Source organism: Enterococcus sp. AZ156 (genome assembly GCF_051714165.1).
Classification (GTDB): Bacteria; Bacillota; Bacilli; order Lactobacillales; family Enterococcaceae; genus Enterococcus_B; species Enterococcus_B pernyi.
In genome coordinates, this window is record NZ_JBIORI010000001.1 from 1,640,613 (window position 1) to 1,661,421 (window position 20,809).

A 20,809-nucleotide genomic window follows, 5' to 3' on the forward strand; every position below is an offset into this window, starting at 1 on the left:
GAATAAACGGTGTTCCATAAGCTGACCTTCAACATTAAGCTAAAAATTGTAAAAATATGAAAAGCTATTTTTCATTTTGCTATCTTACTGCTCAGATCAAAACGCTTTTGTCACAACCTTGATAAACAGTGTCCCCGAAGCAACTACTTCAGAAATAAGCCAAGAAACCCAAAAATTTGAAAAACAATTTTCGGGTTTCTCGCCTTATTCTCAGAGCTGGACAGCTCTGTCACAATCTACTCCTGCATCGAACGAACCCGATCCAAGATTTTCCCTCGATGTTTGTCTATCGGTATAAAAGTAAAGAATTATTTGGCTTCATACCATGTTTTGCCCCAGCTGCTGTCTGTGATCAGTGGAACATGTAAAGCAACCGCCTGTTCCATTACTTCGCTGACTAATTTATCTAACATCTCTAATTCACTTTCTGGCACTTCAAAGACTAATTCATCGTGCACTTGAAGTAACATCGTCGCTTGCAAGTCCGATTCTTTCAAGCGTTTGTCCAATTCGATCATGGCGATTTTCAGGATATCCGCCGCACTTCCTTGGATCGGCGTATTGATTGCTGTTCGTTCGGCAAATGAACGAATGTTGTAGTTTCTTGAATTGATATCTGGTAAATAGCGACGACGATGGTATAACGTTTCTACAAAACCTTGATCTTTCGCTTCACGAACAATACGCTCCATGTATTCTTTGACACCTGGATATTTTTCAAAGTACGTATCGATATATTGTTGAGCCGCTTTACGCGTAATGCCTAAGTTTTGTGATAACCCATAATCAGAAATTCCATAAACGATTCCGAAATTGACTGCTTTCGCTTGACGACGCATATTTGGTGTGACGTCTTCGGCTTTTTCAATGCCGAACACACGCATTGCTGTACTTGAATGGATATCTTGTCCTTCTAAAAAGGCAGCTTTTAAATGCTCGTCATCTGAGATATGCGCCAATACACGTAATTCGATCTGAGAATAGTCAGAAGAATAGATCAACCAATCTTCGTTTCTAGGAACGAATGCTTGACGGATCTTGCGACCTTCATCTAAACGGATCGGAATATTTTGTAAGTTGGGATCAACTGAACTCAAACGGCCTGTCTGCGTCAATGTTTGAACATAGCGAGTATGGACTTTCCCGTCCGATTGGATCACTTTCAGTAAACCTTCGACATAGGTCGATTGGATTTTAGCGATTTGGCGATAAATCAAAATATCGTCAACGATCGGTGCTTGCTCACGCAATTGTTCTAAGACATCAACCGCAGTCGAATAGCCTGTTTTGGTTTTTTTGATCACTGGAAGACCCATCTTTTCAAAAAGGATCACACCTAATTGTTTAGGTGAGTTTAGATTGAAATCTTCTCCAGCCTCTTCATAGATTTTTCGTTCGATCTCTCTCAATCGATCCGAAAATTCGATTTTCATTTCTTGAAGACGAGTCGCATCCACTTTGATCCCACTGATTTCCATTTCAGCCAAGATGATCGACAAAGGTAATTCCATTTTTCGGAAAAGATCTTCTTGATTTTTTTCTGCTAATTCTTGACTTAGTTTAGGCGTCAAACCATTGATTGCTGAAACTTTTCGTGCTAGGTGGGCAAAGAAAACTTCTTCATCTTCTGGTAGACCTTTCTTCGCGCCTTTTCCGTAGATTGCTTCATCCGATTGGATATCATGATACCCGTAATGTGACGCTATCCCTTCGATGTCCTCACTTTTCTCGTTCGTATCCAATAAATAAGCACCTAGTAAGACATCAAAGTCGATCCCTTGTAATTTCGTTGCATAGCGGTTCAATGCCACATACGTACGCTTAGCATCATATACATTTTTCAGACGAGTCTTGTCCCCGACCCATGAAAGAAAGGCTTCATTTTCAAAAATCGCTAAGTCATTTGTCACATAGATTTTCTCTGGTGTTCCCCATGCCACACCAACGATGTCTTCTGTATGATAGTTGTCGCCCATCATCTCAACATATAAAGCCATATTTGTCTGGAACATGCTCTCATCATATTCATGGACCACTTCAAACAAAATATCTTTCATTTCTACTTGTTCTTCGACCACATCTAATTTAGCAAGAAATTGTTTGAAATCCATTTCCTTGAAGAAAGGCACCAATTTATCTAAGTCTTTTCCTTGATAGGCAAGGGAGTCAATATCCACTTCTACTGGCGCATCGGTATCGATCGTTGCTAATTTTTTGGACAAGAAAGCTTGCTCTTTGTCATTGATCAGATTTTCTTTCATCTTACTTTGTTTCATGTCGTCGATATGTTCATAGATCCCTTCAACAGAGCCATATTGATTCAATAATTTGATCGCTGTTTTTTCACCGATCTTTGTTACGCCAGGGATATTATCTGAAGCATCCCCTGCTAATCCCTTCATATCGATGATTTGTTTCGGTGTAAGGCCATCATATTTTTCCGCCACATGTTCTGGCGTATAACTTTCAATATCACTTACACCTTTCACAGTGATATCGACTTTGATTTCTTTTGATGCCAATTGTGTTAAATCTCGGTCACCGGACAAGACAACTACATCGAATATTTCTTTATCCACTTTTTCTGCCAAAGTACCGATGATATCGTCTGCCTCATAGTTCGGTAACTCGTAATACTTCACACCCAGACCGGTTAGAAGCTCACGGATATAAGGCATTTGTTCTTTGAATTCTCCCGGTGTCTTTGAACGGCCACCTTTGTATTCTGCGTACATTTCTGTTCGGAATGTTGTTTTCCCTGCATCAAAAGCAACCAAAACATGCGTTGGTTGTTCTTTTTGCATGACATTTTCAAACATATTATGAAACGCATAGATTGCGTTGGTATGCAACCCATTACGATTTTTAAAACGTTCCAACGAATTGTGCAACGCAAAGAATGCACGAAAGGCCACACTATTTCCGTCAACGAGTAATAATTTATTTTTAGTCATCCGCTTAACTCCTTACTATAAAGTTCTTTCTCATTCTAACAAAGAATGCCAAAGAATGCGAAAAGAAAAAACGGACAGGCAAAAGGTTGTTAGAAAAGCGGTACGTACTAAGGCGTAAGACACCAGTCTTACTTTTTGAATACCGTTTATCCTAGATTGCGAACAAAGTAATTTAGGATAAAAATAGTGATTACTGGTATCGAGGACCCAAAAAAGAACCCACTAGAATTTGACGATCAAATTCTGTGGATTCTTTCTTTTCATATGAGAGATATTTTTATCTTGCTCTTCGTTTATTGCTTAGTTATTACGTCCAAAGATTCGTAAGAATGCCAAGAACAAGTTGATGAAATCTAGATATAGTTGAAGTGCCAAGAATACGGCAATCCCACTATTTGCTTGTCCATTTGATTGAACATATACATTTGCGATCTTTTGGTTATCATAAGCAGTGATACCTGCAAAAATCACGACAAGTAGTAATGAGATGAACAGTTCAACTGCACTACTTCTTAAAATAAAAACATTCAAGACCATCGCAATGATCACACCGATCAACGCTGCCATTCCGGCACGACCCACACCTGATAGATCTTTTTTAGTGAACATCCCGATTGCTGACATCCCAATGAACATCCCAGTTGCTGAAATAAAAGCAGTTGTGATCGTTCCGATATCATAAAAAGCTAATGTAACAGCTAAAACGATACCATTCAATAAGGAATATGCGATAAATCCACCGATTGCTAAGCTTGGATTTTTTTGTGCTTTTGCTCCTAAAACTAAAACCAAAATGATTTGGACAATCCATAATCCCATAAAACCTAATGGAAAATTATTGATGAAGCTTGCTACTTGATAAGGAAAAACTTGGATCGCTAAATAGGAAGTGATCGCACTCAGCGCTAGACCGATTCCTAAAAATCCGTAGACTTTCGCATAAAAGCGGTTGATACTATTTGATATGATTTGATTGTTCATCTTATTCACCTTCACTTTCAAGAGTTAATTCTTGTTCTAATTCTGGTGGTTGTACCATGACTACTGCATCTAATACACGATTGTCTTGTGTATTCGTGGCCTCCACTGAAATAGTCACAACATTTTTCATCTTATCCACTCGAATGACTTCAAACTGAAAAGTCAATGTTTCATAATGAAAAACCGGCTCGACAAAATTAGCTGAAAAATTCACCACATGAGAACCTGGACCAGGCAAGTGTTTTGACACTGCACTTGTTATGATTCCCATTAACATCACAGTTGGAACAATGGGTTGATGATATTCCGTTTTCTGTGCAAAATCATGTTGGATATATAAAGGATTGGCATCGTTTGTTAATCCTAAATATAATAATAACTGACTATCTTCAATTGATTCTGTTAAAGATAACGAGTCGCCTTCCTCGATTTCATTGATTGTTTTTCCTAATTTACGCGGTTTACTTATGTTCAAGTTTAAACCCTCCAGTTTATTTATTCATTCGTACCAATTGTACCAAATCATACAAAAAACGCAAGTTACAGAACATGCTTTGGTCTTTCACTTATGTAAGCAATCACTTCGATGATCGTACATTATTTATTGAAGACTATAGCATAGTTGAATAAAAACCGTTCGTATTTTGTCTGGATACTTTAGGATTTCTTAATTCGATTGAATACGTACGGTCACTATAAGCAGGCGAAACATTACTGAAAAAGAACTCTACCTATCACCCACAAATAAACGCCAAAAGGGGCTGCCACCTGACAATCCCTTTTGACGCTAACTTCTTTTATTCACTTAGATGATTACAGAACGTTTTTCGTTGTACTGCTCAATAATTTTTCATAGGCTTGTTCAAATTTTTGAACATCACCAGCACCCATGAAAATAATCACTGCTTCGTGGTAGTCTAATAACGGCGAAACGTTATCTTCTTTGATTACTTGACCACCTTTTTTGATTTTTGCCCCTAGGTCTTCGATTTTAACGTCCCCTTGTTCTTCACGGGCAGAACCAAAAATATCACATAGATACACACGGTCAGCTAAATCTAAGGCTTCGGCAAATTCATCCATCAAGGCAATCGTACGAGTAAATGTATGTGGTTGGAAGACTGCAATGATTTCTTTGTCTGGATATTTCTGACGTGCGCCATCAATAGTTGCTTTGATTTCTGCTGGATGGTGAGCATAGTCATCAACGACTGTCATATCAGCCACGATTTTCTCGCTAAAACGACGTTTCACTCCAGGGAATGTCAACATTTCGTCAGCAACTTCTTTCACGTCTAACTTCTCGAAGTAGGCAACTGCGATAACACCAAGTGCATTCAAAATATTATGTTTTCCAAATGCTGGAACTGTAAAGTGTCCAACAAACTCTTCGCCATGGAACACATCAAAAGCTGAACCAGTTGTCGTACGTTCAATATTACGTGCTTGGATATCGTCATCTTCATTCATACCGTAATAATAGATCGGCACATCCGCTTCTAACTTTCTTAGATAGTCGTCATCTCCGTAAGCAAAGATCGCTTTTTTGACTTGTTTTGCCATCGTTTGGAAAGCGGAGAAAACATCATCGATACTTGTATAATAATCAGGATGATCAAAATCGATATTCGTCATGATCACATAATCAGGAGAGTAAGCTAAAAAGTGGCGACGATATTCACATGCTTCAAAAGCAAAGAATTCTGCCTCTGGATCACCATGACCAGTGCCGTCACCAATCAAGTAACTTGTCGGACGAATCCCTGTCAATACATGTGATAATAGACCTGTCGTACTTGTTTTCCCATGGGAACCAGTGACAGCGATACTCGTATAATTTTGGATAAAATCTGCAATAAAATCATGGTAACGGATCACTTCTAATCCAAGCTCTTTTGCACGTTGGATCTCTTCGTGTGAATCTGGAAAAGCATTGCCGGCGATCACGATCATTCCTGGTTTGACGTTTTCTGCATCAAACGGCAAGATAGAGATATTGGCTTTTTCTAAATCTCTTTGAGTAAAGAAATATTTTTCGATATCTGATCCTTGGACGTTTAATCCTTTTTCATGTAATACAAGTGCCAAAGAGCTCATTCCTGAGCCTTTAATACCAACAAAGTGGTACAAATTTTCTTGATTTTTCATTTGAATCCTCTTCTCTTAACTATCATCCATTATTTTATTCATACATTCAACACGAAACCCATTATCTTATAAACAATAAAAAATTTCAACCAAATTTATTCGGATGATTTTTAGTTCCTTAAATATTAGTGCCCTGATTACCTTTTTAGCGAAACTTTTTCATTCATCGCTAAGAGACGTAAATAAGCAGACCACACCTCATCTGGGATGTCGACATGACCGATAAATCCCGTTCCATTAGGTCCGTAACCTTGGGCATCATCTTTCAAACGAACTATTTCTCCAAATACTAAGGCTTGGAAATAATCAGAAGGCCACAAGTCATTTAGTCTTTGATCAGAGAAGTTGAATCCCTTGGTACTTTCTGTCACTTGTGGAAGTATCGGTACATAATTATAAAAATGAATAGACTCATTGCCCCATTTCTTCTCAAAAGTCGCCTTTGTTCGTCGTTGCAAGGTGGGATCATTCATTAAAAGAACACGTTCAGGTAATGGGCCCTGTGCTTTTAATAAATTGTAAGAAAATGAAGCATTCTCGCCACAATTGGTTGACTTCGTTTCTAACAATAGTGCCTGTTCAGGTAACCTATATTTTTCAAGCAAATAGCGGGCACAAATCTCACTTTCACTTAAACCTTGTTCAAATAAGAATCCTTGTTTTTCAAAATTTTTATAGAGATACTTCGTCGCATGTCCGATCCCACCAACTAAAATGATTTGCGCAACCTGCTGGTTCAAGTAAGCCTTTGCTGCTTCATCTACTAGGACGGGCAGACAATTCCCAGCTAAAATCAGTGTTGGTGCTTTTAGTTCCGAACACTCCTGTGGGTCAGGGTCTGCTAAAAAATCCAATAAGCAATTCCAGTCTGCAATTCTTGATGGTTCACCTGTCATTCTGTTTCTCTCCTCATACAATTATTCAACATCCAAGTACGTGGTTTTTTGCCATACCAATCGTCCTCTACAACGCCCACACAAATAGCGATCTGTATTGATTTTCCTTTTACGATAAATCCATTCAGCACACTTTTGGCATTGATATCCTTCGATTTTTTGCCTTCTATTTGAAGGAATAGCAGGTGCATAACGTAAGCCACCCGTCTTTACCAATAACTGTTTGAAATCTGAGTCACGATGGCGATACCCTTTTCCAGTCAAGTGAAGATGATAATGACACAGCTCATGTTTGATGATCCCGATGATCGTTGCTTGATCGGCTACTGCAAACATCGTCGAATTAAAATCCAAATGGTGATCATTTAAATGATACCTACCACCTGTTGTTTTCAAACGTTTGTTGAACATTGCTTGGTGCATGAACGGACGCTGGAAGCTTGTCCAAGAAATCTCTTCGACTAACTGTTGCAATTCTTCTTGTGTCACGCTTGATCCTCGTAAGGCGAAAGCATCGTCAGACTGATACGCCCTTTGTTCGTATCCACTTGTTCGATCCAAACAGTGACGACATCACCAACAGAAACCACGTCAGTTGGATGTTTGACGAATTTATTGCTTACTTTAGAAATGTGGACTAAACCATCTTGTTTCACACCAATATCGACGAATGCGCCAAAATCGATGACATTGCGAACTGTTCCTTTTAATTCCATGCCGGGTTTTAAATCTTCCATACTCAATACATCTGAACGTAAAAGTGGCGCAGGCATTTCATCTCGCATATCTCGTCCTGGTTGGGTCAACCCCTCAAGAATATCTTTTAATGTTTCTTCACCTACTTGCACTTGTTGTGCCAAGCGTTGTGGAGAAATCTGACTTAATTTTTCAATTGCTTCTTTCGTTCCTAAATCCTTTTCAGATAATTGGTTTGCCTGTAAGATCTCTTTTGCTACTGCATAACTCTCTGGATGGATCGCGGTGTTGTCCAGTACATGTTTGCCACCAGGCACACGTAGGAAACCGATTGCTTGTTCATATGCTTTTGGCCCTAAACGTGGGACCTTCTTCAATTGCGTTCGAGAAGCAAATGCACCATTTTCTTCACGATACGTTACGATGTTTTGAGCAATCGTCTTATTTAGACCAGAAATATGTTGCAACAACTGAGGACTCGCTGTATTGACATCGACCCCTACTTGGTTCACTGCCGTTTCAACAACAAAATCCAACTGTTCTGCTAATCTTTTTTGTGAAACATCATGTTGATATTGTCCCACGCCAACAGCCTTCGGATCGATTTTCACTAGTTCAGCCAACGGGTCTTGTAATCTTCGAGCAATCGAAACTGCACTCCGTTCTTCGACTTGTAAATCAGGAAATTCTTTACGGGCAATATCACTTGCGGAATAGACAGAAGCTCCGGCTTCATTGACGATGGCATAAAACGCTTGATGTTTGGCTAACTTCAACTGTTCTGCCACAAATAACTCCGATTCACGGCTCGCCGTCCCATTACCGATTGCAACCATATCCACGTGGTACTGATCAATCAATTTCACAAATGCAGGACCTGCTTCGGCTCTTTTTGCTTGATTTGCCGGTTTATGCGGGTAAATCACTTCGATCGCTAAAACCTTACCAGTCGCATCCACCACTGCTAATTTACAGCCGGTACGATAAGCTGGGTCAAAGCCTAAGACAACTTTCCCTTTTAAAGGTGGTTGTAATAACAAGTTACGCAGATTTTCACCAAATATAGCGATGGCTTGCTCGTCCGCTTTTTCGGTCAATTCATTACGGACCTCCCGCTCAATCGCAGGTTGGATGAATCGTTTGTAACTATCGTGAATCGCTAAACGAACAGAATTAGCAGAAGACGAAGCTGTATCAGGAATCAATTGTTTCTCCAAATAAGTTAAAATCGCAGCTTCATCAACCGTAAGATTGACTTTCAACACTTCTTCTTTTTCTCCACGATTGGTTGCTAAGATGCGATGAGAAACAATTTTATGAATTGGTTCAGAAAACTCGTAATACATTTCATATACGCCTTTTTCATCATTTTCTTTGTTCTTGACGGTACTTTCGTATAGCCCCTTATTGTACGTATATGAGCGGACCCATGTTCTGAATTTTGCATTGTCACTTACCTGCTCTGCAATGATCTCATGGGCACCTTGTAAGGCTTCTTCAGGAGACGGAACTTCTTCAGTGACGTATTTAGTTGCTTCGGTCAAAACATCTTCAGATGAAAAGGTCAATAACCAAGTTGCTAAAGGTTCTAACCCTTTTTCTTTCGCAATCGTCGCTTTCGTTCTTCGTTTTTGTTTGTATGGACGATACAAATCCTCTACTTGTTGCATCTTTACAGATTGTGTAATACTTTGTTGTAATTCTGGAGTCAATTTTCCTTGTTCATCAATCAAACGCAAGACTTCGGTTTTACGTTTTTCCAAATTTGCTAAATAAGCATAGCGCTCTTCAATTTCACGGATTTGTACTTCGTCCAAGCTTCCGGTCATTTCTTTACGGTAACGAGCAATAAAAGGCACCGTATTTCCTTCTGCTAATAGATTTAAAACAGTCGTCAACTGTTTTGCTTGATAATCTGCCAATTCTTTCTTTACAAGATCTAGAATCGTTGGATTTACTTTATCTGTCATTAAATAGCCTCTTTTCTAAGTCGAAATCGATTCCTACTACGGTTTATTCATTAAAAAGCAAGAATCAAAAAATCATACTGATTTATTTTAGCATAGATTCTGGTATTTCTAAATGTAACTAAACAGTGTCTAGAACAAAAATAAAATTCATTTTTGTTTTTAATTTGAAAATGTATAATCGGTTTTCCAAAATCTGACCTTCAGGACTAAGCTAAAAAGCCCAAAAATTTGAAGAACAAATTTCGGGTTTCTCGGCTTATTTATCAGAACTATACACTTTTATCAAAAACTTTTTCTGATCAATCACGTGGTTGCCATGGTCCTTGATTGTTTTGATACTCGATATCTTGGATGATTCCAGTTGGTTCAAAAACGACACCATGCATCGATCCGCCAAAGACAGCCCCACCGTCGATCCCGATTTTCTGATCTTGTATCCACAAATCAGTTGTCTGCATATCTCCATGGAGTAATGGCGTGATCGTATGACCAAATACGATCGTCTTATCAGTCCGATTCTTATGCTCATGAAAAGGCTCTCTGATCCATAAAAAATCTCCAGGGCTAGTATCACGCCAATCTTTTTTAGTTAGATCAACACCCGCATGGACAAAAAGATAGTTTTCCCATTCATAATATAAAGGCAAATTACATAAAAAATCGACCAATTCACGATATCTTGAACGAATCATCATGGCAATCTCAGTTGGTGAATATTCTTCTGCTGCACCTGGATGCAAAAGACTTTCCATTGTTTCTCTTCCACCGTTTCTTAAGTAAGACGGATACCAGTCTTCTGGTTCTTGGAGAAACTGTAAGAAGTACTCTTCATGATTGCCTCGTAAGTAGACCGCACCAGTTTCTTTCACTAACTTCATTCCTAGTAATAAGCAATCTTTTGTTTTTGGTCCACGATCATTCAAATCACCAATCAAGACTAATTGATGAATATGTGGATCATAATGTGTTAATAGCTTTTGAAAAAGATTATAACTTCCATGGACATCACCGATTGCATAGACAAATGGTTTATTCATGACACCACCACCTTTTCATTTGATTATATCGCAATTTTATCCTCATAGGTAGCAACAATTTCCGAATAGTTAAGAGAAAAATCTCCTGATTTCAGATGAAAATGAGAGCCACGAAAATTTGAAGAACAAATTTCATGACTCTCATTTTATTTTATAAACACTAACTACGTCAGCTTTGATTTTTAGAAAAATTATACAAATGCTGCTAAATGAGCGTCGATTTCTTCCGCAGATAGATTTCTTTCTTTGACATAGCGATTATGCGGATGTTTAGCACAGGCTACTGAACATGAGCCTAAATGTTTTTCTTCATTTTCCACTGAGGCTAACATTTGACGATTACACTCTGGATTTCCACAGTTGATGTAGCGTTCGCAAGGAGTACCATCAAACCAGTCTTTCCCAACGATCTGCTTATCTACGCGATTGATATCGACAGCGATACGCTCGTCAAAAACGTACATTTTGCCATCCCATAGTTCTCCTTGGACTTCTGGATCTTTACCATAGGTCGCAATCCCCCCATGCAATTGACCGACATCTTTGAATCCTTCTCTCACTAACCACCCAGAAAATTTCTCACAGCGAATCCCGCCCGTACAATAAGTCACGACCCGTTTTTCCATAAACTCTTCTTTATGGTCACGAATCCATTGTGGTAGTTCTCTAAAGCTACGGATATCAGGACGAACCGCTCCTCTAAAATGCCCGAGATCATATTCATAGTCATTTCGTGCATCGATCACAACCGTATCTTCATCAAGAATCGCTTCTTTAAACTCTTTAGGCGACAAATAAGCGCCCGTCATTTCTTTTGGATCAATGTCATCTTCTAGTTTTAGTGAAACTAGTTCAGGACGCGCACGAACAAACATTTTTTTGAAGGCATGACCCTCGCTAGGATCAATTTTGAAAAATGTGTCAGCAAAACGTTCATCTGCCAACATCGCTTCCATGTATGCCTCAGTTTCTGCGATCGTTCCAGAAACTGTCCCATTGATCCCCTCTTCTGCGACAAGGATACGTCCTTTTAAATTTAGTGATTGGCAAAAAGCAAGATGCTCTTTCGCAAAAAGTTCAGGTTCTGTGATTGTTGTATATTTATAATATAGTAGTACTTGGTAATCCATTTAGTTACTTCCTTCCATCAATTCATTCCATAACAGTATAAAGAAGTATAAATGAAATGACGATATTTCTGCTTGTGTATTTTTGCGCAAGTATAGTTTACATAATATAAATATCGTAATTTTATGTATTCAAAGACACAAAAAAACCGACTAAAATTTCAGTCGGAGTTCTTGCTTCATTCTTACTAAGTAAGTTATTTTCCTGTCACAGCAAAGTAATTGCCATCGGGATCTGCAAAATTGAATACATATTCTTCACCTAAATGGACTAAATCACCTAATGTCACTTCTAATTGTTGCATCTTTTTGTATAAACCAAAAATATCCTCACTATAAAACATCAAAGAAGGTGCCCCACTAGCTGTACCTGGTGAATGCTGTTCGATAAATTCACGATCATATAAAACAAACGCAGTACCCGCATCTTTTGATTGGGCAATCTCAATAATCAATGTACCATCCATTTCTTGACGATCCAACACAACAAAACCGATCTGCTGCCAGAAATCTGCATTTTTTTCAACATCATCTACGTATAACATGATTTTCATTTCATTTGTAAACATCTATTCATTCCTCCACTTTTTTCGTCCTAGCTAGTTTAGCATAGCTGGTACTGAAAATCTATGTTGGAGAGGTACGAATGAGAAAAGTGATTTATGTCATTCATTTTATAAGTAAACTCATCTTTTACTAGTCAAGTCTATGCTATATCATAGTCATCAGTTTTTTTATCTACTATATATTCTTCATTTAAACTTTTAACAATGTGTTTGATGTTAAATCCATAAATTATATCTGTGAACATATCACCTTCTGATACATCACAATCACTACAAAAACATTCAATGGAATATAAGCCATCTGAAAGTAAAATATCAGCTTCTCCTGAGTCTTCATCTATTCAGTTTACTTTTTTTATATTAATCATCTTGTATTATTTCCTGTGGTTTTAAAAGATACAATTTCATTAATTAAAACATTGATTTCAAAGTTCTTCTATTTTTATTTATCCGCCCTATATTTTTTTATCCAGTCAAGAGTTTCTTCTTTATTTGTTATTAGAATAATAAAACTTTCTTCCGTAAATTTTACACGGGTGTCTTTTACACTAACACCATGATCCTCACTTATCATATCTATTATCGTTACTTCTCCTTCAGAACTAGCTAATAAATATTGATTACCTTCTAAAAATATTCCCTCGTATTCGTCTCCTTCATACAACTCATCTTTAAAATTACTATTTTTACTAGTATCATCAGAAACTACGAAATCTATTGTATCTTGTATGTTATTTTTATCAATTTCTGAAATTAAGAAGTCTTCAATTTTAAATATTTGTTGTTTTCCATACAATTGTAAGACGTTTTCTATTTGTTTTTCCTTCACTATATTTTCCTCCAATTAACTGACAAGTAATAAAATATCTGTATTTGATCTGGGATTAAAATCTAAGTTTCAATCCTTTTCTTCATACGTTACTTGTCCGTTAATTCTTTCATTCTCAAATTTTAGATTTAGTTTTATCATTTTTTACCCTATTAAACTAGTTTTTCTATCTAAAATGTTTTTTTCATTTTATGATTTCTCCTCATAGACTATGGAGCAGGAGTTGAAAATGTATGTATAGCCTAAAAATCATTGTTAAGATTCATTCACGTGTTGTATTTTCGATGTACAACTTAAAGTATCAAGAACAAAAAATCATCCACATACCAGTGATGTGATGATTTTTTGTTCTTGAAATACCTTACTTGCTATTTTCTAAAGTTTATAATTTTAATTTCTCTACTAATTTTTTAAAATTACGAATGTTTTTATTTTGCAAAGAATTTAGTTTAATTATTTCTGATAAATAATACTCTGATTTCTCTAATACTTCTGTTCTGAAGTCAGAAAATAGCATTTTTTTATCTTTCCAGAATTGATAATCCGGATTTGAAATTTTCTCTGTGCGAATCCACCCTCCTTGACCCACTTTAGTACCTAAAACCTTACTAATAGATAGGATTTCTTTATCTCTATAAATTTCTATCCACGTATTAAAAGATTCAATATCATTAATCAAAACATAGTTTTCTGTTTTTAAAATCTCTAAGGCCCTTAAAAAACTGATAAACCAATCATATAGAGATACAGTAAAATCTTCTAGTTCTTCTTCCAAAATAATCCCGTAGTATTCATTATCAATTCTGACACTAAAATAGCCATACTCTCCGATAAGATTTTCTGTGTCAACATCTTTAACTATTATAAATTTTATTTCAAAAATTTTTTTCACCCTATTTCTTAAGATTTTTAAATCATCTTAAAGAATATTGATACTTAATATAATTCGCCTGCATAGCTTAATAACTTCAAGTTTTTTCTGGTTCGAATTCGCTGATTAGTTGTATCCATACTAGGCGGATAACTATTCATTCGTGCGTTCACAAGTCAAGGCTATAAAGTATAATGAGCGCAAAGAATCAGCTAGTTCATCGGTTTCATTTTAAAAAATATATAATATATCTTGTTCTGAAATGAAAGAACTAGGGATGACTTCTTCTAAATTTTCTATTCTAGCGATCATGTATTCCTGCTTTTCTCCTTGAAGATTTGCTGTCGCCCATTTCTTCAATAAATCTAATTCTTCCATGACAACTTCTAATTTTGTATTATCAAATTCCGAGCCATCTTGTATATATTTGATGCCTAACTCTTCTATAGCTTTTTCCCAATACCTTTCATAAAATGATTGCGAGGATATATTTTCACTTAATATAACTTCAGAGTTTACTTCATAGATATCCCCATCATACTTAAATAATCCTACTGACATTAGTCCTCACTTCCACATATTTCATCAAATTCGCCAATAATATATCATTTTTATTTATTATGTTTTATTCGATAATCTAGTTCTGACAATGCTTATTCAACGTTTTCTTTTAATCTCGAGTTTCCTTTATACGATTCAATAATTTGTCTATATTTTACATTCCCAGAATTTCCAAGCAAGCTTGAGATATAACTCAAACATTCATCATTAAAGTCATTTAAGTGATGAATAATTGGATTTAAGTCAATTGATTTTTCAAGATCTGGATCTTTCGACCCTTCTAATATTGCATCTAATATTAATTCCTTTATGTCATCATCATCCTGTAACGTAGCTTGGACAGCCAGATTATCGATAAATTTCTTAGCATTATTCTTTGACATATCACCATAATCTAAAATGTCTCTTATATAGCCCACCGCCTCCAACTTGTCATTCTTATTTTTCTGTTGATTTTTTAGAGTATCTAACCAATCCATTAAGATACTTCCTTCTATTTTTTTGGTGTCTCAATCGGAATATGGGTACTATTTATAAGATCTTCATTATAAAATTTACTAGTGGGTCTCGAAATTTCGGGAGGTTGAAAATTACCAGAAATTGGATCTAAATTTTTTTTACCTTTATTTATTAATTAATTTCGTTTGCTACCATATCTAGAAGAAATTCTCCAAAATTATTGTATAATGCTTCATTTTTCTGTGAATCTTCAGAGAAACCAGGGAAATATGAAGTTATTTTAGGTTCGCTATTTTCATTTAATTCTTGATAATTCAAGCAATACATTTCTCCCATTCCAGTGTTATACAGAATAACTAAGTGGGCTGGCATATTTACTAATTTCCGTTCATTCAAAGTTGCCCAAACGGCATCGGGGACGCCAGAATTTTCAAAATCCTCTTTAAAAACCCCATAAATTTCAATTGAACCAAACGTCAAAGCACCAAAAGACGATAAAAAACGTTTATAATCCTCTGGAAATCGTAAATTAAGTTCTACTTGGGCCTTGCGTATGATAACATCAGTAGCTCCACCAAAATCATCCGCTAAATCCTTATTTTCTTCAATTATTTTCTTCGCCTTATTGTAATCATTAACCATTCCATTGTCTCCTTTATTTAAAATCATTTGCTCTATTTTTCCAATAGTCAGCACGCCATTTATTAAAAGATTTTCTATCTATTCCAGATGGCACTGAGTTAGGGTTGATATGAATCGTTTTAGAATTAATTTGATGGAAAGATTGTTCCACCTCAGCAATAGAACTTATATCTCGTTGCGTCATATGATGTAAATTTATAGGATTATCGTCTGGCCCTAGTGGAGCTAATCCCAGTTCCATTCTTTGCAGATTAGATCGCCCTTTCACATCTATTTTATTGATATCAATTATACTATCTCTTTGATAAACTTTCGTACCTTTAAAATCAACATCTTTTTTCCAGTATTCTCTTAGTTGTGAGTAATTATTAGTAGCTTCTCCACCACCCACCTCCTTAAGCTTACCAATCTCTACCTGCTTCACACCAGTGGTCGTCAAGACTTTGTAAGACGCATACGTAAAGCCTAAAATCATCAGGGCTTGGCCGAGTTCGGATTCGTTGATCCATGTGTAGCCGTCTTTGACGTATTGCGAGGTAGAGACGATACTACCTAAAAGTGGGTCTAGTTTTTCGCCGGTTTCGTAATTGACTCCTTGACGCCATGCTGCATTGACTTTCTCTTGGTAGGTATCGTACGTCATAAATTGGATCAGTTCAGGTTCTAAGTAGTGACCTACTTTCGTGACATATTGATACAGCTCGGGGTTCACGATGCCGTAGCCTGATTGCTTGTCTTCGATTTTCCAAAAGACACGTGGGTTGCCCTTGCTATCGTGAATAATGAGAGCATAGACGTTGTACTTTTCTAGTTCTTTGTTTTTAGTTGGATCGATGCCTTTTTTCTCGTTTTCTGCATGTTGCCATTTGTCTTGGATCGTGGTTGTCCACGACAAATCTTTCGGGATAGAGAATGATTTTTTTTGACTGTTCCAAGCTTTTTTTGTTTGAGCGAGTCCTTGATTGACTGCTTGTTCGAGACTTTTGATTTCTGTAAAAAATTGGGCGGAGCTTTGATTGTAATCTAGGAGTCTTTGAAGTTTCTCTTCCAGCTTGTGTTTCAAGTCATGATACATCGTGAGTAATAACGTATTTTGATTGAGTTGAAAGCCTTGGTGTTCTTCTGGCATATGAGGTGAAAGAAGCAGTTGCCGTATTCCCTCGGCTTGGGTGATATATTGATTCATTTGACGAATTTGCGCTTCTAATTCGGATTGTTTCAAGCTAATGGAGTCGACTTGTTCTATGTACTGTTGTGGAAATCGTTTCGCTGCTTTTTCGACCGCTTCGGAGAGTAAGATTCCTCCTTGGACGAGTGGGTAAAGTATTTGGGAAAAATAGGCTTTCGCAGCGTCGTAGGTTTTCCCTTGGAGATTGGGCGTTTGTAAAGTGAATTGAGTGATGGCTTGTTGGAGATTTTGGTAATCAGTGACTTGTTTTTGACAGAAATTACTGGCGCTCGTAGCTTGTGTTAAGGAGTCGTTTAGGTACATGTCGATACTCATAGGTTTTGTTCCTCCGACATGATTTTTCTTTTCTCAAAAGCAATTTCTTCGAGTTTATTCGTGATTCTTTGTTGTTGGATCATTTCGTGATGTTGGCATTCATCAAAGCCATTCATCAATCGCCTGCTTTGATGTGAAAACTCCGAGGTGAATGTTTCGATGGACGTAAAGGTATTCGATTTCTGGTAGGACATCTGTAATCGAAATAAGAAGTTTCCGATTTCTTTAAAGTGATTCTGATAATCTGAACGGCAGGCATCAAGTTGTTTCATTTTTCTTTCATGGTTTTCTCTTTTTACGAGCAAACATGTTTCTTCTGTATGTAGATCAGTCATTCGTTTCATTAGTGTCTCTCCTTGAAAAGATCTCGACTTAATTGAGTGTCTAGTGTAGAAAAACCTTGAGCAGCAGTTTGCAATTGATTAGCAGCGCCTGAGATAGCTGAGGCAATTTGATTGGCTGAGTTTTTGGCGGACGTTATGCTACTTTGAATGTCTTGATTGCCAATTAGCGTGGTGCGTGTGTCATTTTGAAGCGATGATGCTTGGTTTAAAGGGGTGGTTGCACTGGTGATTCTTGAAGTGGACTGTTGGGCTTGTTGAGAATTACTGCTGAATGTAACCATAGATCTCCTCCTCGACTTATATAGGCTGTATAGAACGCTTACATATTCATTATAACAATACATAACCTTTCGTTGGATGAGAATTGTATTAGATAGGTCTCGTTACCTTATTTTTTTATAGATTTTTGAATCAATTATTTCACGTTTACACTTTTCGGAATATATTTTAGTATAAAAAAAGCGAGAGCAATCTGCTCTCACTTTTCGTTTTTTCGATCACGCATTCACGTCAACGACTTTTGCTTCATCTTTGATCACATCTCGATCAAGGTCATTGATACGTGCACTTGTAACAATACCTGCTACCATACTGCCACTTACGTTGACAGCTGTACGAGCCATATCGATCAATGGTTCAACTGAGATAACTAAACCAACGATCGCTACTGGTAAGTTCATTGAACCTAATACGATCAATGAGGCAAAGGTTGCCCCACCACCGACACCTGCTACTCCGAATGAGCTGATTGTTACGATGGCTACTAGTAGCAAGATGAATTGAATGCTAAAGACATCCATTCCAGCTGCTGGTGCAACGATTGTCGCTAGCATGGCTGGGTAAACACCCGCACAGCCATTTTGACCGATCGACAGACCAAAGCTGGCAGCAAAGTTTGCTGTGGCTTCATCCACACCAAGTGCTTTTGTTTGTGTTTCGATATTCAATGGCAAAGCACCCGCACTTGAACGTGAAGTAAATGCAAAACTTAGTACTGGAAATGTTTTTTTCAAGTAGTCGATCGGGCTGACTTTCACACCGATCAAAATCAAGAAATGAACGATCATCACTGCAAACAATGCAAGATAAGACGCTAACACAAATTTACCTAAGTTCAAAATGGCATCAAAATCACTTGTTGCCATCACGTTCGTCATCAATGCGAACACGCCATAAGGTGTCAAACGCAAGACTAACGTCACGATACGCATCACGATACGGTATAAGCTATCGATCATATCAGCAAAGAATGATGCTTCTTTTGGTGCTTTTCGTTTGATTCCTAAGTAAGCAACCCCAACAAATGCCGCAAAGATCACGACAGCAATCGTACTTGTTGCACGAGTTCCGGCAAGGTCTGCAAAAATATTTTTAGGAATAAATGACAAGATTTGTTGTGGGATACTTAATCCTTCCACTGTTTCTTGTCGTGTCGCTAACTCAGAAATACGAGCAGTTTCGGCCGCTCCTTGCGTAAATTCAGCACCTTGAAGACCAAATGCGATCGTCACACCGATCCCGATCAATGCGGAAATAGCCGTTGTTGCTAATAAAGTGGTCAGCACCGTTGCACTGATTTTACCTAATTTTTCTGATACTTTCATTTTTGTAAAAGCCGCAACGATTGAAACAAAGACTAAAGGCATGATCAACATTTGTAAGAAACTAACGTAGCCGTTCCCAACGATACTGATCCAATCCATGGATTGCGTAATAACCTCGTTTTCTACTCCAAAAATCAGTTGCAACGCGCCCCCGAATACGATACCGGCAGCTAGCGCAGTGTAAACCCGCGTTGAAAATTTTGCATGGCGCTTTTGCATACGATAAAACACATATAATAATGCCGCAAAAACTAGAACCACTAAAACTGTGATGAGTGTTGTCATTTTCATCCTCCTCTTAATTTGTAATGACAAGTCCATCTAAGGAAGTAAAGGTTCCCGAGAAGAACTCTTCAGCTCTTCTCCTGAAAATATTTTTTTCAGTGACTTATTCATTCTAGACTATTTTCCGAAATTTTTCCTTACTTTTGCTTACAATTAGTAATAGAAAAAAACACCAGTGATAGCTAATAACTATCACTGGTGTTTTTTCTTAATTTTCTTCTTTGGCTTTTTCTTCTTTTTCTGATTGGAAGTTCAATTTCACACCTGGCGCATCCAAGGCGATCTCTGTTACTTCATAGGCCAGACGTTTGACCATTTCAAAAAGTGGGGCCACTAATTCATCGACCTCTTCTTGCGTCACATCATTTTGATCTTGGACTTTGCGATTCAAGATGTGGTTGATTTGACTAACGCTTCCAGATAACACATATGTATCAAATACTAAACGAAATTCTAAACGGGCACCAACGATGCTATGTTCTTTCGGATAGTTTTCAATTGTCTCTTTTAGTGGTGAAAAACCTACTTTTAAGTCAGTTTGTACCTCTTGATCAGGTTTTAAAAAATCATAATGAAAAGCTTCTACTACTTCTTTTTGTCTTCTAATTTCCATTTTATCACTCCTCTGTTTAAATTATAGCATAACTAAAGTTGAAAGGGGATACTTATTCTGCATTCTTTTCGATTGCTAAAATATCCGCTAGATTCGCCACAATATGGTCGGCAGGAATCTCCCCTAAGAAATGATCGATATCATATAGGCAAGTGTGGATCTTTGCGTTGATCCCCGCTTCAATATCTAATCTTCGATCCCCTACCATCATTGTTTTTTCTGGGTCTAAATGATAACGATCGATCAAGTGACTGATTGCATCAGGTGCTGGTTTTCTGGCAAATCCTTGGTCGATACCAATCACTTCTTCGATCAAATCTGCTAGCTCAAAGACTTTTAAAAGTTTCCAAGTAGAAGCCGTTACACGATGTGTTAAAATATAATGTTTTGCTCCCTTCTGTTTTAAACGACGTAAAACCATTTCAGTCTCTTTGAACGGTACTGAGAGTTCTTGATATTGTTCTTCATATTGATGAAACAATTGATTGAAGGAGGCTTCTTCTAATTGATAACTTTCTCGTAGTTTTCTCACCGATTCTTGCTTCATCACACGATATATTTCCTTTTTTGGTCGTTCGATACCAAAATCTTGTAATGCTTGAGATACTCCTTCAACCATCGCCGGATACGTATCGAACAATGTCCCATCAAAATCCCAAATGTAATTTTTAATCATTCTTTTACTCCTTTTTACTCATTTCACTAGACCTTTGCCTAATATT

The 20,809-nt window shown here is 37.2% G+C and carries 22 protein-coding genes; all 22 read right to left on the minus strand.

Going from position 1 to position 20,809, the window contains the following annotated elements; all coding sequences use genetic code 11:
* Positions 1-308: 308 nt before the first annotated feature.
* The 22 genes from polA to IGJ95_RS07960 all read right to left on the minus strand — a co-directional run bounded on the left by polA (position 309) and on the right by IGJ95_RS07960 (position 20,760).
* Entirely contained in the window at positions 309-2,954 is a 2,646-nt protein-coding gene (gene polA / locus IGJ95_RS07855) for a DNA polymerase I (RefSeq protein WP_153829788.1), read from the minus strand.
* Between the two features lie 300 nt (positions 2,955-3,254).
* A complete protein-coding gene (locus tag IGJ95_RS07860) occupies positions 3,255-3,935 on the minus strand; it encodes a Bax inhibitor-1/YccA family protein (protein WP_019722650.1) in 681 nt (226 codons plus the stop codon).
* A gap of 1 nt (position 3,936) precedes the next feature.
* Complete coding sequence (locus IGJ95_RS07865) at positions 3,937-4,410, minus strand: MaoC/PaaZ C-terminal domain-containing protein (RefSeq protein ID WP_010735307.1); 474 nt, start codon at positions 4,408-4,410, stop codon at positions 3,937-3,939.
* 338 nt (positions 4,411-4,748) lie between these two features.
* Positions 4,749-6,083: a UDP-N-acetylmuramate--L-alanine ligase gene (gene murC / locus IGJ95_RS07870; protein ID WP_010735306.1), complete on the minus strand. Its 1,335-nt coding sequence runs from the start codon at positions 6,081-6,083 to the stop codon at positions 4,749-4,751.
* A 137-nt stretch (positions 6,084-6,220) separates the two neighbouring features.
* The gene (locus IGJ95_RS07875) at positions 6,221-6,979 is read right to left on the minus strand and encodes a YdcF family protein (protein WP_153829787.1); all 759 of its coding nucleotides are present in this window, start codon (positions 6,977-6,979) and stop codon (positions 6,221-6,223) included.
* 21 nt (positions 6,980-7,000) lie between these two features.
* Positions 7,001-7,468: a SprT family protein gene (locus tag IGJ95_RS07880; protein ID WP_438761681.1), complete on the minus strand. Its 468-nt coding sequence runs from the start codon at positions 7,466-7,468 to the stop codon at positions 7,001-7,003.
* The gene (locus tag IGJ95_RS07885; RefSeq protein WP_438761683.1) at positions 7,465-9,645 is read right to left on the minus strand and encodes a Tex family protein; all 2,181 of its coding nucleotides are present in this window, start codon (positions 9,643-9,645) and stop codon (positions 7,465-7,467) included. Before IGJ95_RS07885 ends, IGJ95_RS07880 begins: the two co-directional genes overlap by 4 nt.
* A 299-nt stretch (positions 9,646-9,944) precedes the next feature.
* Positions 9,945-10,682, minus strand: coding sequence for a metallophosphoesterase (locus IGJ95_RS07890; RefSeq protein ID WP_010735302.1), 738 nt, complete (start codon positions 10,680-10,682; stop codon positions 9,945-9,947).
* A 191-nt stretch (positions 10,683-10,873) separates the two neighbouring features.
* Positions 10,874-11,812: an oxygen-dependent tRNA uridine(34) hydroxylase TrhO gene (trhO, locus tag IGJ95_RS07895; RefSeq protein WP_023519774.1), complete on the minus strand. Its 939-nt coding sequence runs from the start codon at positions 11,810-11,812 to the stop codon at positions 10,874-10,876.
* Positions 11,813-12,006: 194 nt separating this feature from the next.
* Complete coding sequence (locus IGJ95_RS07900) at positions 12,007-12,378, minus strand: VOC family protein (RefSeq protein WP_062805154.1); 372 nt, start codon at positions 12,376-12,378, stop codon at positions 12,007-12,009.
* Between the two features lie 439 nt (positions 12,379-12,817).
* Positions 12,818-13,204 (minus strand): hypothetical protein, encoded by a 387-nt coding sequence (locus IGJ95_RS07905; protein ID WP_010735299.1) that lies wholly within the window; start codon positions 13,202-13,204, stop codon positions 12,818-12,820.
* Positions 13,205-13,586: 382 nt separating this feature from the next.
* A complete protein-coding gene (locus IGJ95_RS07910) occupies positions 13,587-14,096 on the minus strand; it encodes a hypothetical protein (RefSeq protein WP_137072500.1) in 510 nt (169 codons plus the stop codon).
* 210 nt (positions 14,097-14,306) lie between these two features.
* Complete coding sequence (locus IGJ95_RS07915) at positions 14,307-14,636, minus strand: hypothetical protein (RefSeq protein WP_065095969.1); 330 nt, start codon at positions 14,634-14,636, stop codon at positions 14,307-14,309.
* 92 nt (positions 14,637-14,728) lie between these two features.
* Entirely contained in the window at positions 14,729-15,115 is a 387-nt protein-coding gene (locus IGJ95_RS07920; RefSeq protein WP_153829784.1) for a hypothetical protein, read from the minus strand.
* A 14-nt stretch (positions 15,116-15,129) separates the two neighbouring features.
* Positions 15,130-15,267, minus strand: a complete 138-nt coding sequence (locus IGJ95_RS07925) for a polymorphic toxin type 30 domain-containing protein (protein WP_137073083.1) — start codon at positions 15,265-15,267, stop codon at positions 15,130-15,132.
* A complete protein-coding gene (locus IGJ95_RS07930; RefSeq protein WP_153829783.1) occupies positions 15,267-15,737 on the minus strand; it encodes an SMI1/KNR4 family protein in 471 nt (156 codons plus the stop codon). Before IGJ95_RS07930 ends, IGJ95_RS07925 begins: the two co-directional genes overlap by 1 nt.
* Before the next feature lie 13 nt (positions 15,738-15,750).
* Complete coding sequence (locus IGJ95_RS07935; protein WP_438761687.1) at positions 15,751-17,241, minus strand: HNH/ENDO VII family nuclease; 1,491 nt, start codon at positions 17,239-17,241, stop codon at positions 15,751-15,753.
* Positions 17,238-17,585: a DUF3958 family protein gene (locus IGJ95_RS07940; protein WP_023519781.1), complete on the minus strand. Its 348-nt coding sequence runs from the start codon at positions 17,583-17,585 to the stop codon at positions 17,238-17,240. Before IGJ95_RS07940 ends, IGJ95_RS07935 begins: the two co-directional genes overlap by 4 nt.
* Entirely contained in the window at positions 17,585-17,866 is a 282-nt protein-coding gene (locus tag IGJ95_RS07945; RefSeq protein WP_023519782.1) for a TIGR04197 family type VII secretion effector, read from the minus strand. Before IGJ95_RS07945 ends, IGJ95_RS07940 begins: the two co-directional genes overlap by 1 nt.
* Before the next feature lie 216 nt (positions 17,867-18,082).
* Positions 18,083-19,474, minus strand: a complete 1,392-nt coding sequence (locus IGJ95_RS07950; protein ID WP_019724480.1) for an L-cystine transporter — start codon at positions 19,472-19,474, stop codon at positions 18,083-18,085.
* Between the two features lie 208 nt (positions 19,475-19,682).
* Positions 19,683-20,087 carry a DUF1149 family protein gene (locus tag IGJ95_RS07955; protein ID WP_019724590.1) on the minus strand — a complete coding sequence of 135 codons (405 nt, stop codon included), beginning with the start codon at positions 20,085-20,087 and terminating at the stop codon, positions 19,683-19,685.
* Positions 20,088-20,139: 52 nt separating this feature from the next.
* Positions 20,140-20,760: an HAD-IA family hydrolase gene (locus tag IGJ95_RS07960; protein WP_175401363.1), complete on the minus strand. Its 621-nt coding sequence runs from the start codon at positions 20,758-20,760 to the stop codon at positions 20,140-20,142.
* Positions 20,761-20,809: the final 49 nt, after the last annotated feature.